We start from the raw sequence: 16016 nt of genomic DNA on the forward strand, positions 1-16016 counted from the left end.
TCAGTCGCGACCGGCGATCATCGCCCGCACCCGGGCGGCCAGCACCTCCACGGAGAACGGCTTGGTGATCATCTGCATCCCCGGTTCCAGGTGACCGGTGCCGAAGGTCGCGTTCTCGGCATAGCCCGTGATGAACAGGACCTTCAGGTCCGGCCGGTGCGGGCGGGCCGCATCCACCATCTGTCGGCCATCGAGGCCGCCGGGTAGGCCGACATCGCTGATCAGAAGGTCGATCCGGCCCGGTCCCCGCAGCAGGGCGAGCCCCGCCCGGGCGTCCGCGGCCCGGACCGCGGTGTAGCCGAGGTCGGCCAGCACCTCGACGATCAGGTCCCGCACCACCGGCTCATCCTCCACCACCAGCACGGTCTCGCCGCGCGCCGCCCGGTGCAGCACCGTGCGATCCGAGGCCACGGATTCGGGCTCCGCGACGCCGCGGTGGCGCGGCAGATAGAGCGTGACGGCGGTGCCGCGCCCCGGCTCCGACTCGATCCGGACATGCCCCTCGGACTGCCGGGCGAAGCCGTAGATCATCGACAGGCCGAGGCCGGTGCCCTGGCCCAGCGGCTTGGTCGTGAAGAACGGATCGAAGGCCCGGGCGGCGACCTCCGGGCTCATGCCGGTCCCGGTATCGCTGACGCGGATGCTCACGTAGGAGCCCGCCCTCGCGCCGGCCTCCAGCCTTGCGTCGGCGTCGCCCAGGCGGGCGTTTCCGGTCTCGATCACGAGGCGGCCGCCCTCCGGCATCGCGTCCCGGGCGTTGATGGCGAGGTTGAGGACCGCGTTCTCGAGCTGGTGCGGGTCGCACAGGGTCAGCCACAGGTCGGCCGCCGTGACCAGGGCGAGTTCCACCCGCTCGCCCAGGGTGCGGCGCAGGAGCTCCTCCATGCCGGCGATCAGCGGGTTGGCGGCGGTCGGCTGCGGCGCCAGGGGCTGGCGCCGGGCGAAGGCGAGCAGCCGGTGGGTCAGGGCCGCCGCCCGGTTGGCCGATGCCATGGCGGCGCCGGCATAGCGCTCGATCGCGTCGAACCGCCCCTGCCGGATGCGGGTCTGCATCAGCTCGAGGGAGCCGATGATGCCGGTGAGCAGGTTGTTGAAGTCGTGGGCGATGCCGCCGGTGAGCTGACCGATCGCCTCCATCTTCTGCGCCTGCAGGAGCTGTTCCTCGGCGCGGCGCTGCTCGGTCAGGTCCCGCCCGACGATGTAGAACAGCCCGGCCCCGGGCTCGGGCACCGCGGTCCACATCACGACCCGGCGGTCGCCCGCGCGGGTGAGGACGCGGTCGACGAAGCCCGCCACCCTCTCGCCGGCGGCGAGCCGCCCGACCACCGCGGCGGCCTCGGCATGGTCGTCCGGATCGATGAACGTCGCGAACGGGCGTCCGAGGAGCTCGGCCTCGGTCCAGCCGAGCATGCGCGCCCAGGCCGGGTTGACGCTCTTGAGGAAGCCGTCGAGCCCCGCCGTGCCCATCAGGTCGTTGGTGGTCTCCCACAGCCGGTCGCGCTCGCGGGTGCGCTGCGTGACCTCGGAGAGCAGCGCCGCCTCGACCTCCTTGCGGTCGGTGATGTCCTGGACGAACACGTGGAAGCCGTCGACCGCCCCGCCGGCATCGCGCCGGGGCAGATAGCGGATCTCGGCATCCCGGTGGCGCCCGTCCGCGTGGGGCCACGCCGCCTCGAACAGGACGGCCTCGCCGGCGAGCGCGCGCTCGATGTAGGTGCGCCGCAACTCGGCATTCGCCGGAGTCAGGAGCGCACGCACGTCGCGGCCGACGATCTCGGAGGCCGGGCGGAAGAACCAGTCCTGATAGGCCGCATTGGCGAAACGGTAGATGTAGTCCCGGCCGATGAAGGCGATCAGCACCGGCAGCGCATCGGTGATGAGGCGCAGCTCGCGCTCGTTGGCCTCGGCGAGCCCCTCCGCGGCCTTGTGGTCGGTGATGTCGCGCACCGCGCCGACGAACCGGACCGCACGCCCCGCGCCGTCCCGCTCGAACGCGCCGCGCCAGGCGATCCAGCGCTCCGCGCCGGTATCGGCCCGCCGGATCCGGTAGGCGACGTCCCGCGCGGCGCGGCCGGCCGCGCGGTCGGCCCGCCGGGCGATCAGGCCGGCATCGTCCGGGCTGACGAGGCTGGCGATGACGTCGACGGGGAGCCGGTCCTGCTCCGGCAGCCCGTAAAGGCGAAAGAAGTTCGGCGTCCCGTGGACGGTGTCGCTGGCGATGTCGATGGTGAAGACGCCGACGCCGCCGGCCTCCTGGGCCCGGCGCAGGCGGCCCTCGGAGGCGCGCAGAGCCGCCTCGGCCCGGGCCTGCGCGCCGATCTCGGTATTGACCCCGAACCAACGCGCCACCCGTCCGGTGGCGTCCCGCAGGGGCACGATCCGGGTGAGGAAGGGCCGGAACACGCCGTCGGCGCCCCGCAGGGGGAAGACCATCTCGAACGGTTCGCCGGTGGCGATCGCGGCGGCCCAGACCGCCTTGACCCGCGGCAGCTCGGCGGGGTCGTGGACAGCCTGCCAGCCCCAGCCCGCCATCGCCTCCTGGGTGGTGCCGCAATAGTCGAGCCAGCGGCGGTTGTACCAGAACAGGTAGCCGTCGCTGCGGGCGAGCCAGCACAGGATCGGCAGGTGGTCGGCGAGGTTGCGGAACTCGGCATCGTCGAGCCGTGCCGGGTCGGGATCGGGCAGGGTCGCGTCGATCCGCGCGGGCGCGCGCCAGAAGGCGCGGCCGAAGGCGGTCTCGTCCGCCGGTGCGACCGCGGCGTCTGTCTCCGCCCGGGCCGCGAGGGCGGCACGCAGGCCTGCGACCTCGTCCGCGAGCGCACGGTTGCGCTGCCGGAGATCCGCGACCTCGTCCACACTCATGAATCGCCGCCGGATCGGGCGGACGCGATCGACACGCGCGCGCAGGCGGATTCGAGAGCGGGATGCGGTGCCATACCGGCGTTTTTGCAGAACCGGCCGGCCCTTGCCAGTGCGCCGCGGGATCCGGGCGCCGGAAGCGTGGGCGGGATCGCCTCAGCGCCCGCGGGGGCGGCCGGCCTGCGGGCGCAGGTACAGGAAGCTGCGCTCGCCGGTAGCGGCTTCGGCCACGTGCTGGATCGTGTCGAGCAAGTCGGCCACGGCCTGCGGCGCGGCCGGACGGAACCCCGCCTTCGGCTCGACCCAGCGCTTCTGCGTGCGTCCCGCGGCGATCTGAGCTTCGCTCAGCGCGTCGAAATCCCGGCGTCGGGTCATGGTTCTGCCCTCCGCCTGGGATTCTGTCGGCGGTATGGTTGACGAAAGGTTAACGCAGGATCCGCTCTCCGCGACGGGACAGCGCGCCGCATCTGCGGACCGGCTTGATCCAAGACCCGGCCCCCTCTAAACAACAAAAACTGAGGTAAATCAATAGATTAGTGTGATTATAAACTGCAGCCCCCGGGACGGCGCGGGACTTAGACCAGCGTGTGGGCCGCGGTGACCGGATCCGCCGGCCCCGCCATCGGCACCCGGGTCGTCGACGCCCTGGCCGGGCTGCGGCCGCTGGCGCCGTTCTTCTGCCTGTACGTGACCTTCGGGGCCACGCTCGGCTTCCTGTCCGGCGGGGCGCCGCTGATCCTGCGGGCCCGGGGCGTGGAGCTGGCCGAGGTCGGCCTGCTGCAACTGATCAACCTGCCGGTCGGGCTGACCTTCCTGTGGGCGCCCGTCCTCGACCGGCTGCGCCTGCCGTTCCTCAGCCATCGGATCGGCTGGATCGTGGTCGCGCAGGCCGCTTCGGTGCTCCTGCTGGTCGCCCTGAGCTTCGGCGAGACCTGGCCGCTCCCGGCGCTGCTCGCCCTGGCGATCGCCGCCTGCGCCTGCGTGGCGACCATGGACATCGCCCTCGAGGCGCTGGTGGTCGAGACCGTCCCGGCGGACGAGCGGGCCTACGTGGCCTCGGCCAAGCTGTGCGGGGCCTCCCTGGGCGGGATCCTGGGGGTCGGCGTGCTGGTCGGCTCCTACGACAGCCTGGGCTGGCACGGGGCGGTCCTGGCCTGCGCGGCGCTCGACGCCCTCTGCCTGCTGCCGATCCTCGGCTACGGGGAGGCGCGCCTGCGCGGGGCCGGGCCAAGCCTGGAGCGCGGGTCGGGCGCGCTGGCGCGTCTGCGCCGCCTGGCCGGACGCGTGCTCGTCCTCGGGGCCTATTTCGCCGCCTCCTATCTCGTCGCCGGGCCCAACACCCTGGCGCTCCTCGATCTCGGCGTGTCGCTCGGGCAGGTCGGATCGCTCACCGGCACCGTCCTGCCGGCCGTGAACCTGGTGATGGCCCTGGCGGCGGGGGGCTTGGCCGCGCGGTTCGGCACGGTCCGGCTGATCGCCGCGGGCGCCCTCGGCGTCCTGGCCTCAGGGGGCCTGATGGCCGTCGCCTGCGCCGGCCGGATGGCGGATCTCGGAATCGCCGCCACGGTGCTCAGCTTCGTCGCGGGCGGCTTCCTGGGTGTGCCGGTCTTCAACATGATCTACCGGTGGGCCCAGGGGCCGAGGCCCGCCACCGACTACGCGCTGCTGTTCGGGGCCGCCTTCTTCGCCGCCATGCCCCTGCGGGTCGCCGCTCCGGCGCTCGCCGGCTGGGTCGGCTGGCCGGGCTACTTCGCCGCCAGCCTGCCGCTCTACGCCGCCGCGGTGGCGTGGCTCGCCGTCGCGGTGGGCCGGACCCTGCGGGCCGACGGGGTGGCGCGATGATCGCCGAGGTCGCCGCGCAGATACCCGACTCGCTCGCGGCCTATCGGGACGGCGTCGCGGACGGTCCCGGCGGCCCGGAGGCGGTGCCCCTCGGCGCCCTGCGCGACCCGGACGTGTTCGACGCGACGCTGGCGGCCTTCGGGGCCGGGTTCGGCGCGGAGTTCCAGACCGCGGATCCGCGGATCCGGGTCTCGTACTGGAGCCAGTTCTACCTCGCGGCCCTGGCAACGCCGGCGCTGACGGCCCTGGTCCGCCTCGGCCGGCCGCTGCCGCTCGCCTTCGATGCGATGCGCCTCGAACTCGACGCGGCGGGGCGGCCGTGCCGCTTCCGCCTGCCCGCGGACGGGTCCGGCTGCGCGGGCTGCCCGGCGCCCGGCCTCACCGGGCTGGTGGAGGCGCATCTGCGCCCGTTCGTGGAGCTGTGCCATGCCCGATGTGGCATCGCCCCCCGGATCCTCTGGGGCAACGCGGCGGTGATCCTCGACTACGTCGCCCGGGAACTCGGGACCCCGCTCGGGGACGGGGGCGGGGACGGTACGGGGGCCGGGGCGCCCCCCGCCTGCGCCGCCGCCTGTGACGACGTCGCGGCCTGCCTCGGATGGCGTCCGGGCCCGGGCTGCGCTAGGAGCCCCCTGGCGCAGGCGCTCTGCCCGGGGACGTCGGGGTGCCGGCGGCGGCGCGTCTGCTGCCTGCGCCAGCGCCTGCCGGGGGTGCCGTCCTGCGGCGCGCTCTGCCCCGTCGCGTGCGCCGCCCCACGCTGATCCGAGCCGCGCGATGCTGAAGGCCTTCCTCGCCTATTACCGGCCGTACCGGACGCTGTTCCTGGTCGATTTCGGCTGCGCGGTGCTGTCCGGCCTGCTCGAACTCGGCTTCCCCATCGCCGTGAAGGGCTTCATCGACAGCCTGCTGCCCCGGCAGGATTGGGGCCTGATCCTGCTCGCCGCCGCGGCGCTGGCGCTGGTCTACGTGGCCAATGCCGGCCTGATGGTGGTGGTCACCTACTGGGGCCACGTGCTCGGCATCAACATCGAGACCACCCTGCGGGAACGGGCCTTCGACCACCTGCAGAAGCTCTCCTTCCGCTTCTACGACGGCCAGAAGACCGGCCACCTCGTCGCCCGGGTGACCAAGGACCTGGAGGAGATCGGCGAGGTCGCCCATCACGGGCCCGAGGACCTGTTCATCGCCGTGATGACACTGCTGGGCGCCTTCGCGCTGATGCTCACGGTGCACGCGCCGCTGGCGCTGATCACGGCGGCGATCCTGCCGCTGATCGCCTTCGTGTCGATCCGCTACGGCGGCCGCATGACCCGCAACTGGCAGGCCCAGTACGGCCGGGTCGGGGCCTTCAATGCGCGGATCGAGGAGAATGTCGGCGGGATGCGGGTCGTGCAGGCCTTCGCCAACGAGCCCCACGAGCGCGCCCTGTTCGCCCGCGACAATGCCCGCTACCGCGACACCAAGCTCGAGGCCTACCGGCTGATGGCGGCGGGCCTGTCGATCAACTACCTGGGCCTGCGCCTCGTGCAGATCGCCGTGCTGCTCGGCGGCGCGGCCTTCGTGGTCCGGGGCGACCTGACGCCCGGCGGCTTCGTGGGCTTCCTGCTCCTCGTCGGGGTGTTCTACCGGCCGCTGGAGAAGATCGGCGCCGTGGTCGAGACCTACCCGAAGGGTGTGGCGGGGTTCCGCCGCTATCAGGAGTTGCTCGCCACCGCGCCCGACATCACCGACCGGCCGGAGGCCCGCGCGCTGGAGTCCCTGCGGGGCGACATCGGCTTCGAGGGGATCGGCTTCGGCTACGGCCCCGGGCGCCCGGTCTTCGCCAGCCTCGACCTCACGGTGGCGGCGGGCGAGACGGTGGCGTTCGTGGGCCCCTCGGGGGTCGGCAAGACCACCCTCTGCGCCCTGCTGCCGCGCTTCTACGAGGTCGAGGCGGGCCGGATCACCGTCGACGGGATCGACATCCGCGACATCACCCTCGCGAGCCTGCGCCGGCAGATCGGCATCGTGCAGCAGGACGTGTTCCTGTTCGCCGGCACGATCCGGGAGAACATCGCCTATGGCCGCCTCGACGCCACGGAGGCGGAGATCGACGCCGCCGCCCGGCGCGCCCGGCTCGGCGGGCTGATCGACGGCCTGCCGGAGGGCCTCGACACGGTGGTGGGCGAGCGCGGCGTGCGCCTGTCGGGGGGGCAGAAGCAGCGCATCGCCATCGCGCGGGTCTTCCTCAAGAACCCGCCGATCCTGATCCTCGACGAGGCGACCTCGGCGCTGGACACCGAGACCGAGCGGGAGATCCAGCGGGCGCTCGCCGAACTCGCCCGCGGGCGCACGACCCTGGTGATCGCCCACCGCCTCGCGACCATCCGGGACGCCGACCGCATCGTGGTCCTGGGGGAGGGCGGCGTGGTCGAGGAGGGCCGGCACGCGGCCCTGCTCGCCGCCGGCGGCCCCTACAGCCGCCTGCACGCGGCGCAGTTCGGACGGGGCGACCCCGAGACGGGCATCCTCGCGGCGGAGTGAGGCGCCCATACGGGCGGCGGAACGCCGGCCTCGGCCTCCTAGGCCTGCGGCCGCGCCGCGGTCGATTCGCGCACGACGAGGCGCGTGGGAAACAGCCGCTGGGCGAGGTCGTCCGGCGCGCGCGTCCCCTCGATCAGCTCGACCAGAGTCGCGAAGGCGAACCGGACCATGTCGAGGGTCGGGACATCGACCGAGGTCAGGCTCGGGACCGAGTAGGCCCCCTGGGTGAGGTTGTCGAAGCCCACGACGCGGATCTCCGCGGGGACCCGCACGCCGCGCTCGTGCAGCGCCTTCAGCGTCCCGAACGCCACCCGATCGCTGGCGGCCACGATGGCATCCGGCCGGTCTCCTGACCCCGTGTCCGGCCGCTCCAGCAGCGCGCGCGTCGCCCGATAGCCGCCCTCGGACGTGCAGTCGCACGCCACCACGCGGTCGTCGCGCAGCGGCAGCCCCGCCTCCGCGAGCGCGTCCCGGTAGCCGCGGAACCGCTCGGCCCCGGCATGCCACCGCCGACCGTCGCCCGCGCCCGTGAAGAAACAGATGGACCGGCTCCCGGCCTGGATCAGGTGGCGGACGGCGTCGCGGGCCGCGTCGCGCTCGGCCTGCATGGCGTAGTGCGTGCCGGGAACGTCGAGGCCGAACACGACGAACGGGAACCGCTTGGCCTGCAGCACGCCGATCAGCGGGTCGTCCTGGCGATCGGCGAAGACGACGATGCCGTCGACCCGGGCCTCGCTGACCAGGCTGGCGATCCGGCTCAGGCCGTCCGGGTCGTCGCCGCGGCGACACCGGTGGACCAGGGTATAGCCCTGCTGGTCGGTCACGTACCCGAAGGTCTGCAGGACGAGGCCCTGATCGGCCTCCTCCCTCAGATGGAACGCGGCATCGGCGGGCTGCGCCCCGAGGGAGAACACGCAGGCGATGCTGCGACTGGGCTTCTTGCGCAGGGACCGGGCGGCGAGGCTCGGCACGAAGTCCAGGTCGCGCATGGCCGTCTCGATGGTCTCGCGCGTGGTCCGGGCGACCTTCTCCGGATGGTTCAGGACCAGCGAGACCGTCTGGAAGCTCACGCCGGCCCGTCGGGCGACGTCCTTGATCGTCATCTGGCCCATCGTCACCTCGGGAGCCGGTCTGCCCGGCAGGACGGCGCGCCCGCGCCGGGACGGGCCCGGTGCCGGCTCGTTGGGCCCGCGAATCTAGATCTGTATCGATTGGAGATAAAGCCGCTGGCACGGCAACGAAGACGGGTCGTGTCAGCACTAGACCGGTCGTTTCGGCGTGAAATCCGGTCAATCCCTCAGATTTTCGGCGGCTCCGCCGCGCCGTCCCCGGCCTGGACGGCGCGGTTCGCCAAGCAGGTTTTCCGGGCAGGATCTCCAGGCCGGACCTCCAGGCGGGATCGGGGCGTGTCGCGTGGCCTGCCCAATCCACAGGCGTGCCCCCCGCACCCCACGGCGCCGCAGCCGAGGGAAGGGGCGCAAGACGGCCGCCCGACGGCCGGCGTCCGACCGCTGTCGCGTCAGCCGGCCCGGGCGCGCAGCCGATGCATCAGCCTGAGCAGCACGCCACGGATATGGGATCGGAGGCGGGTGGTCTCGGCCATGGGACGCGGTTCGAAGCGCCGGAGCGCGGCGCCTTGAGAAACACGTCCATCGGACGAGCGTTGCTACGCAAAAAGCGGGTTCGCTCCGGCGGCGATGCCCCGGAACCACCGTCCAAGGGTGTAGCGCGAGACCCGCATCGACGCGCGGCCGCGCCCCGTATGATGACTGCGGATCGTCGACAGAACGTTCTTGATATGCGCCCGCAGCGTGGCTTTGCGGAGCGCGGCTTTCTCGGCGCGCGCGTTGGGCGGATCGGCGGAGGTCGACATGTCAGGGGTCCCGACTCCAAGAGCGCCACCTCAGCAAGCCATCGGACATCGGCGGCGGCGTGCCTGGTTCTTATAATCGATAATTCAATCGAGACTGGGCCGCCTTCGCACAGATACAGGCAAATCCGCGTTTTAAATGCATTAAGGTTTATCCGATCAAAGACCGGTCCCAGTCATATTCCGGACTACGTAGAGAGATCAGGACGACCGCCGGAGGGCGGCAGCAGGGGGGAGGGCGGTGTCCGAACGCTTCTACTTCGACGTCGAGAGCGGCGAGGAAACGATCCGCGACGAGGAAGGCGTCGAGGTCGGCAGCCTGGACGAGGCCCTGGCCGAGGCACGCAGCGTGATCGCCGAGATGGCCGATGAGGTCTGCGCGGCCGATCCCGGCCGCTCCTGGAGCCTGGTGGTGCGCGACACCGCCGGGCGGCCCATCCGCCGGCTTCCGATTCGGCGGTAGCGCCGTGTCGGCGACATCCGACAAGGAGCCCGCCGCGGCAGGGCCGGGCGGGCTGAAGGTGATCTCGTCTCGGAGAAGTGGCGAGCGTAGAGACCGGCCGGGGACCGCGCATCCCCCATCCGGATGAGGCGGCCACACGATCCTGCGAGGATTGCGTCGAGGCCCGCGCGGACGCGGATCGGGCCGCCGCACGGACCGCGTCGGCCGCCCGGGACAACCCGGTCGCCATCAGGCCCCGCCGTCCGGGGACGCTACAGCCACAGGGAAAGACCTTCCACGGCCGCCGGGCCGGTCAGCCCCCGAAGGCGCGGGGCGGCAGGCCTGTCACGCCGACATCGAGTTCGAACAGGGCCCCCGCCGCCGGCACGTGCTCGGCGCCCCGGGCGGCCGAGGTGACGAACAGGCGGTCGAGCCCTTCTCCCGCGAAGGCGCAGCTTGTGATGTTGGGTGCGGGCAGTGGGATCGCCCGCATCAGTCGCCCCTCGGGATCCACGCGGCTGAGCCGGCCGCCGCCCCAATGGGCGATCCAGAGGCAGCCCTCGGAATCCGTGGTCATCCCGTCGGGCCAGCCCCAGGCCTCCGGAAAGCGCAGGAAGGCGCGCTTGCCCGTCAGCGTGCCGTCCGCGGCGAGGTCGAAGGCGTAGACCGTCCGGGCGGCGCTGTCGCTGTGATAGAGGATCCGGCCATCGCGGCTGAAGGTCGGCCCGTTGGCGACGCCGTAGCTCGTGTCCATCCGCCGCCAAGTCAGGTCGGGATCGAGCCGGTGGAGGGATCCCGAAGCCGCGGTCTCGGCCTGGTGCATGCTCCCGGCCCAGATCCGGCCGGCGCCGTCGACCTTGGCGTCGTTCAGGCGGTTGTCGGGCTCGTCGGGCTCCGGATCGCCGATCGGCGTGATCCGGTCGGCCTCGAGGTCGTAGATCGCGAACCCGCTCTTCAGCCCGACGATGAAGTCGCGCCGGCCGGCGCGGGGGATGATCCAGCCCAGCGGCTCCGGGAACGGATGGGTGCCGGTCTCGCCGCGGGCGAGGTCGAGCCAGTTCAGGGCCGGGGCCTCGATGTCGACCCAGAACAGCAAGCCCCGCTCCGGAACCCAGATCGGGCCTTCGCCGAGCCGGTCGCGCCGGGGCCGGTCCAGGATGCGGATCCGCGGGTCCATGGCAGAGCGCTCCCCGATCCCGCCGACGCTCAGGCGCCCGCCGGCCGCGCCGCGGCGGCGGGGCGGCAGCCCCAGAGAGCGTAGAACAGGACGTAGAGTTCGCAGGCGGCGGTGATCAGGAAGGAATGCTGCAGCCCGAACCGGTCCGCCGCCCAACCCTGCACCACCACCAGGGATCCGCCCGCGATCGCCATGATCAGCAGCCCGGCGCCCTCCTCGGTGAGCGGCCCGAGGCCGCGGATCCCCAGGGTGAAGATCGTCGGGAACATGATCGCGTGGAACAGGCCCACCGAGATCAGGGCCCACATCGCCCAGTGGCCGGTCGCGAAGGTCGCCACCAGCATCACCGCGCAGGCGCCGATCGCCGCCCCGGCCAGCACGGTCTCGGCCGCCCGAGCCTGCATCAGGTAGCTGCCGGCGAAGCGGCCGACCATCATGCCCCCCCAGAGCAGGAACAGGTAGCGCGAGGCCTGGGCGTGGGTCAGGTCGCCGATCTCCGGCTGTGAGACGAAGTTGATGAACAGGTTCGACACCCCGATCTCGGCGATCAGGTAGATGAAGATCGCCGGAACGCCGAGCACGAGGTTGCGGTGGCGCCAGAGGGACAGGCCGGCGCGCTCAGCCTTGACGGCCCGGGCCGTGGCGCCGCCGGCGCCGCCCAGGGCGGGCAGCGGGAAGCGGGCGATGATCACGGCGAGACCGACGAGGATCGCCGCCACGATCAGGTAGGGCAGCTGCACCGATTGCGCGTCGGCCAAGCGCTCGGCCGGTGTCAGGATGGTGCCGGCGGCGGCGTTGCCCGCGGCGGAGCGCCCGAGGATCAGGTAGCCGCCGAACAGCGGCGCCAGGGTCGTCCCGAAGGAGTTGAACGCCTGCACGAGGTTGAGGCGCGCCGGAGCGCTCTCGGCCGGGCCGACCACCGCCACGTAGGGGTTCGCGGCGACCTGCAGCAGGGTGATGCCGCTGGCGATCACGAACAGGGCCGTGAGCGTGATCGTGTAGGAGACTTGGTGCGCGGCCAGGATCATCCCGAGCGTGCCCAGCGCCATGATGCCCAGCCCCGCCACCAGGGCGCGCTGGTAGCCGACCCGTTCGATCAGCTTGGCCGCCGGGATCGAGGCCACGAAATAGGCGATGAACCAGACGGACTCGATCAGCGTCGTCTGCGTGTAATCGAGGTCGAACACGCTGCGCAGGTGCGGCAGCAGCGTGTTGTTGATGACCGTGATGAAGCCCCACATGAAGAAGAGGCTCGCCAGCAGCGACAGGGCCGGGCGGTAGGCGCCCCGGTCGCGCGCGGCCTCCGCCCCCGTCCGGGGCGCCGTCGTCCCGACGGTCGCGATCGGTCCTGCCATCCGGCGTTGTCCTCTGCGCTCCGGGCCGCCTTGCCGACGGTCCCATGTTGTCCATTTCATTTGTCTGAGTATATATCGGATTCGCGGACGTCAACCGCGTCCCCGTCGCGTGCCGGCGCAGGATCGGCGGGACGGAGGGCTTCATCGAGGGGAGGATGCGATGCGTGGAGTGGGACCCCTGGCGCTGTGCGCCTGCGCGGCGATCCCGGGCCTGACCCCGGCTCCGGTCCGGGCGGCCGAGCCGGTCCGGACGGTGTTCGGCACCCTGCCGGACGGCCGGTCGGTGGAGGAGGTGACGCTGACGAACGGCAAGGGGATCACGGCCCGGATCCTGTCGTGGGGCGCGCTCCTGCGGAGCCTCGACGTCCCGGACCGGTCCGGCAAGGCCGCGGATGTGGTGCTCGGCTACAACGACCTCGCCTCCTACCTGACCAAGGGCAGCTATTTCGGCGTGAGCGTCGGGCGCTACGCCAACCGCATCCGCGCCGGGCGCTTCACCCTCGACGGCCAGACCTACACGCTGACCACCAACGACGGCCCGAACGCCCTGCACGGCGGCGCGGCCGGCTTCGACAAGCGGCTCTGGACGATCACCGCGGTCAAGGGCGGCGCGGCCCCGTCGGTCACCCTGCGCTACGTCAGCCCGGATGGGGAGGAGGGCTATCCCGGAACGCTCACGGCCACCGCCACCTACACGCTCGACGCGACCGACACGCTGACGGTCACCTACGAGGCCACGACCGACAAGCCGACGATCGTCAACCTGACCAACCACAGCTTCTTCAACCTCGCGGGTGAGGGCTCGGGCCGCTCGATCCTCGATCAGACCCTGACCATCCCGGCGGAGCGCTTCACGCCGGTCGACGCCACCCTGATCCCCACCGGCGCGCACCTGCCGGTGGCCGGCACGCCCTTCGACTTCCGCAAGCCCACGGTGATCGGCGCGCGGATCCGCGACGGGCGGGACGAGCAGATCGTGCGGGCGCGCGGCTACGACCACAACTGGGTCGTCACCGACGCGCCCACGGCCGAGCCGCACCTCGTGGCGCGGGTCGAGGATCCAGAATCGGGCCGGATCCTCGAGGTGGCGAGCAACCAGCCGGGGGTGCAGTTCTATGCCGGCAACTTCCTCAACGCGACGGTGGTGGGTAAATCCGGCCTCGCCTACCGGCAGTCGGACGCCCTGGCGCTGGAGCCGGAACTCTTCCCCGACACGCCGAACCAGCCGGCCTTCGGCTCCGCCCGGCTCGACCCCGGCAAGACCTACCGGAACGTGATCGCCTACCGGTTCTCGACCAGCCCCGCTCACCGGACCCAGAAATGACCGACCGACCGATTGCACGGCCCCTGCGCTCCCGCGCCTGGTTCGACAACCCCGACAATATCGACATGACGGCGCTCTACCTGGAGCGCTACCTGAACTTCGGCCTCAGCCTGGAGGAGCTGCGCTCGGGCAGGCCGATCATCGGCATCGCCCAGACCGGCTCGGACCTGTCCCCGTGCAATCGCCACCATCTCGTCCTCGCGGAGCGGATCCGCGAGGGCATCCGCGAGGCGGGCGGGATCGTCCTGGAATTCCCGGTCCACCCGATCCAGGAGACCGGCAAGCGGCCGACCGCGGGCCTCGACCGCAACCTCGCCTATCTGGGCCTCGTGGAGCTGCTCTACGGCTACCCGCTGGACGGGGTCGTGCTGACCACGGGCTGCGACAAGACCACCCCGGCCTGCCTGATGGCCGCCGCCACCGTGAACATCCCGGCCATCGCCCTGTCGGTGGGGCCGATGCTCAACGGCTGGTTCAAGGGCCAGCGCACGGGCTCCGGCACGATCGTCTGGAAGGCCCGCGCGATGCTGGCGGCCGGCGAGATCGACCATGACGGCTTCATCAAGCTCGTCACCTCGTCGGCGCCCTCGACCGGCTTCTGCAACACGATGGGCACCGCCACCACGATGAACACGCTCGCCGAGGCCCTGGGCATGATGCTGCCCGGCTCGGCCGCGATCCCGGCGCCCTACCGCGACCGGCAGGAGGCCGCCTACCAGACCGGTAAGCGCATCGTCGCCATGGTGGCCGAGGACCTGAAGCCCTCCGACATCCTGACCCGCGACGCCTTCCTCAACGCCATCGCGGTCAATTCGGCGATCGGCGGCTCGACCAACGCGCCGATCCACCTCGCGGCGATCGCCCGCCACATGGGGGTCGACCTCGACATCACGGACTGGCAGACCCACGGGCTCGACGTGCCTCTGCTGGTCAACCTGCAGCCGGCGGGCACCTATCTCGGCGAGGATTACTACCGCGCCGGCAGCTTGCCCGCGGTGGTGGCGCAGCTCATGCGCCGCGACCTGATCCGGGAGGGCGCGCTGACGGTCAACGGGCGCACCCTCGGCGACAATTGCCGCGGCGCCGTGATCGAGGACGAGGACGTCATCCGGCCGATCGACCGGCCCCTCAAGGAGGCGGCGGGCTTCCTGGTCCTGCGCGGCAACCTGTTCGACGCCGCGGTCATGAAGACCAGCGTCATCGGCGACGAGTTCCGCGCCCGCTACCTGTCGAACCCGGAGGATCCGGACGCCTTCGAGGGTCCCGTCGTGGTCTTCGACGGACCGGAGGATTACCACGCCCGGATCGACGACCCGAGCCTCGGCATCACCGCGGAGACCATCCTGATCATGCGCGGGGCCGGGCCGATCGGCTATCCCGGGGCCGCCGAGGTGGTGAACATGCGCCCGCCCGCGCAGCTGATCCGGGCCGGCGTGCACGCGCTGCCCTGCCTGGGCGATGGGCGCCAGTCCGGCACCTCGGGCTCGCCGTCGATCCTCAACGCCTCGCCCGAGGCGGCGGCCGGCGGCGGCCTCGCGCTCCTGCGCAGCGGCGACCGGGTGCGGATCGACCTGCGCCGCGGCACCGCCGACATGCTGGTCGACGCGGACGAGATCGCCCGCCGCCGCAGCGCCCTGGAGGCGGCGGGCGGCTACGCCTATCCGGCCTCGCAGACGCCGTGGCAGGCGATGCAGCGCGCAGCCGTGGGGCAGATGCACACCGGGGCCATCCTGGAGGGCGCCGAGGCGTTCCAGCGCATCGCCCAGACCCGGGGCGTGCCGCGCGACAACCACTGAGACGAGGGCCGGGCCGGCGGTGCGGACGCCGCCGGCTCCGTCAGGGGCGCATCGCCAGCTCGGTGTCGGCGAGGGCGAGGCGGACCAGCTCGGTCATGGTCTCCCGGGCGGCGGCCGGGTCGCCCGCCACGATCGCGTCGTAGAGGGCGCGGTGGTCGGGCATCGGATCCCGGGGCAGGCCCTGGCGGCGATGCTTGAAGATCGTCGTCCACGTGACCGCGGCGGCGATGGAACTCGACAGGGCCATCAGCGCCCCGTTGCGGGCCGATTCCAGGATCGTGTTGTGGAAGGCCTGGTCGGCGGCCCGTCCGGCCTCGGTGGCGAGGCCGTGGCGGCCCATCTCCTCCAGGGCATGGCCCATCCGGGCGAGGTCGAGGCCCGAGCGCCGCTCCGCCGCGAGCGCCGCCGCCGCCGGCTCGACGATCATCCGCAGCTCGAACAGGTCGCGGATGAAGGACTCGCTCGGCTCCGACTCGAAGGCCCAGGCGAGGATGTCGGGGTCGAGCAGGTTCCAGCGGCTGCGCTGGCTCACGCGGGTGCCGGTGCGCGGGCGGCTCTCGACGAGCCCCTTCGCGCTCAGGATGCGGATCGCCTCGCGATAGGCGGTGCGCGAGACGTTCAATTTCTCAGAGAATTCGATCTCCCCGGGCAGCACGTCCCCGGGAGCGTAGCGGCCGCCAAGGATCGCCACCCCCAGATCGCGGGCGACCGAGCCGTGGATGCGGCGCGAGCCCGAGGCGAGGGGCAGCGTGACGTTCTCCGGACCGCGATCCTGCCTCACTCGTCCACCTCCAGTCCGGGCCACCGGGTCGGTCGGGGCGGGATCGG

The 16016-nt window shown here is 72.2% G+C and carries 13 protein-coding genes; 6 read left to right on the top strand and 7 right to left on the bottom strand.

The genetic code is table 11. From position 1 onward, the window contains the following. Together P9K36_RS08010 and P9K36_RS08015 are read right to left on the bottom strand one after the other, a co-directional pair. Positions 1 to 2862 carry a PAS domain-containing protein gene (locus tag P9K36_RS08010; RefSeq protein ID WP_278306865.1) on the bottom strand — a complete coding sequence of 954 codons (2862 nt, stop codon included), beginning with the start codon at positions 2860 to 2862 and terminating at the stop codon, positions 1 to 3. 153 nt (positions 2863 to 3015) lie between these two features. Beyond that, positions 3016 to 3234, bottom strand: coding sequence for a hypothetical protein (locus P9K36_RS08015; RefSeq protein ID WP_043356299.1), 219 nt, complete (start codon positions 3232 to 3234; stop codon positions 3016 to 3018). A gap of 222 nt (positions 3235 to 3456) precedes the next feature. On the opposite strand from P9K36_RS08015, the gene P9K36_RS08020 reads away from it, so the two are divergent. The 3 genes from P9K36_RS08020 to P9K36_RS08030 are packed head-to-tail and all read left to right on the top strand — an operon-like array spanning position 3457 to position 7224. Beyond that, positions 3457 to 4701, top strand: a complete 1245-nt coding sequence (locus P9K36_RS08020; RefSeq protein WP_043382488.1) for an MFS transporter — start codon at positions 3457 to 3459, stop codon at positions 4699 to 4701. Continuing rightward, positions 4698 to 5462: a siderophore-iron reductase FhuF gene (fhuF, locus tag P9K36_RS08025; protein ID WP_278306866.1), complete on the top strand. Its 765-nt coding sequence runs from the start codon at positions 4698 to 4700 to the stop codon at positions 5460 to 5462. The genes P9K36_RS08020 and fhuF overlap by 4 nt, the downstream gene beginning before the upstream one ends. A 13-nt stretch (positions 5463 to 5475) precedes the next feature. Continuing rightward, the gene (locus P9K36_RS08030; RefSeq protein ID WP_278306867.1) at positions 5476 to 7224 is read left to right on the top strand and encodes an ABC transporter ATP-binding protein; all 1749 of its coding nucleotides are present in this window, start codon (positions 5476 to 5478) and stop codon (positions 7222 to 7224) included. Positions 7225 to 7262: 38 nt separating this feature from the next. On the opposite strand, the gene P9K36_RS08035 is transcribed toward P9K36_RS08030, so the two are convergent. Continuing rightward, on the bottom strand, positions 7263 to 8327 hold the full coding sequence (locus tag P9K36_RS08035; RefSeq protein ID WP_278306868.1) for a LacI family DNA-binding transcriptional regulator: 1065 nt from the start codon (positions 8325 to 8327) through the stop codon (positions 7263 to 7265). 563 nt (positions 8328 to 8890) lie between these two features. Beyond that, positions 8891 to 9097, bottom strand: a complete 207-nt coding sequence (locus P9K36_RS08040; RefSeq protein ID WP_043382414.1) for a hypothetical protein — start codon at positions 9095 to 9097, stop codon at positions 8891 to 8893. A gap of 238 nt (positions 9098 to 9335) precedes the next feature. Between P9K36_RS08040 and P9K36_RS08045 the strand changes: the two genes are divergently transcribed. Further along, complete coding sequence (locus tag P9K36_RS08045) at positions 9336 to 9557, top strand: hypothetical protein (protein WP_043382412.1); 222 nt, start codon at positions 9336 to 9338, stop codon at positions 9555 to 9557. Positions 9558 to 9849: 292 nt separating this feature from the next. Here P9K36_RS08045 and P9K36_RS08050 read toward each other — a convergent pair whose 3' ends face one another. Then, on the bottom strand, positions 9850 to 10713 hold the full coding sequence (locus P9K36_RS08050) for an SMP-30/gluconolactonase/LRE family protein (protein WP_043352263.1): 864 nt from the start codon (positions 10711 to 10713) through the stop codon (positions 9850 to 9852). 29 nt (positions 10714 to 10742) lie between these two features. Further along, positions 10743 to 12068 (bottom strand): sugar MFS transporter, encoded by a 1326-nt coding sequence (locus tag P9K36_RS08055; RefSeq protein ID WP_278306869.1) that lies wholly within the window; start codon positions 12066 to 12068, stop codon positions 10743 to 10745. A gap of 160 nt (positions 12069 to 12228) precedes the next feature. Between P9K36_RS08055 and P9K36_RS08060 the strand changes: the two genes are divergently transcribed. Next, complete coding sequence (locus P9K36_RS08060) at positions 12229 to 13392, top strand: aldose epimerase family protein (RefSeq protein ID WP_278306870.1); 1164 nt, start codon at positions 12229 to 12231, stop codon at positions 13390 to 13392. Beyond that, positions 13389 to 15188: an IlvD/Edd family dehydratase gene (locus tag P9K36_RS08065; RefSeq protein ID WP_043756503.1), complete on the top strand. Its 1800-nt coding sequence runs from the start codon at positions 13389 to 13391 to the stop codon at positions 15186 to 15188. Before P9K36_RS08060 ends, P9K36_RS08065 begins: the two co-directional genes overlap by 4 nt. Before the next feature lie 40 nt (positions 15189 to 15228). On the opposite strand, the gene P9K36_RS08070 is transcribed toward P9K36_RS08065, so the two are convergent. Next, a complete protein-coding gene (locus P9K36_RS08070) occupies positions 15229 to 15969 on the bottom strand; it encodes a FadR/GntR family transcriptional regulator (protein ID WP_043756504.1) in 741 nt (246 codons plus the stop codon). Positions 15970 to 16016 lie beyond the last annotated feature (47 nt).

Source organism: Methylobacterium sp. 391_Methyba4 (assembly GCF_029691625.1).
GTDB classification, from domain to species: Bacteria; Pseudomonadota; Alphaproteobacteria; order Rhizobiales; family Beijerinckiaceae; genus Methylobacterium; species Methylobacterium fujisawaense.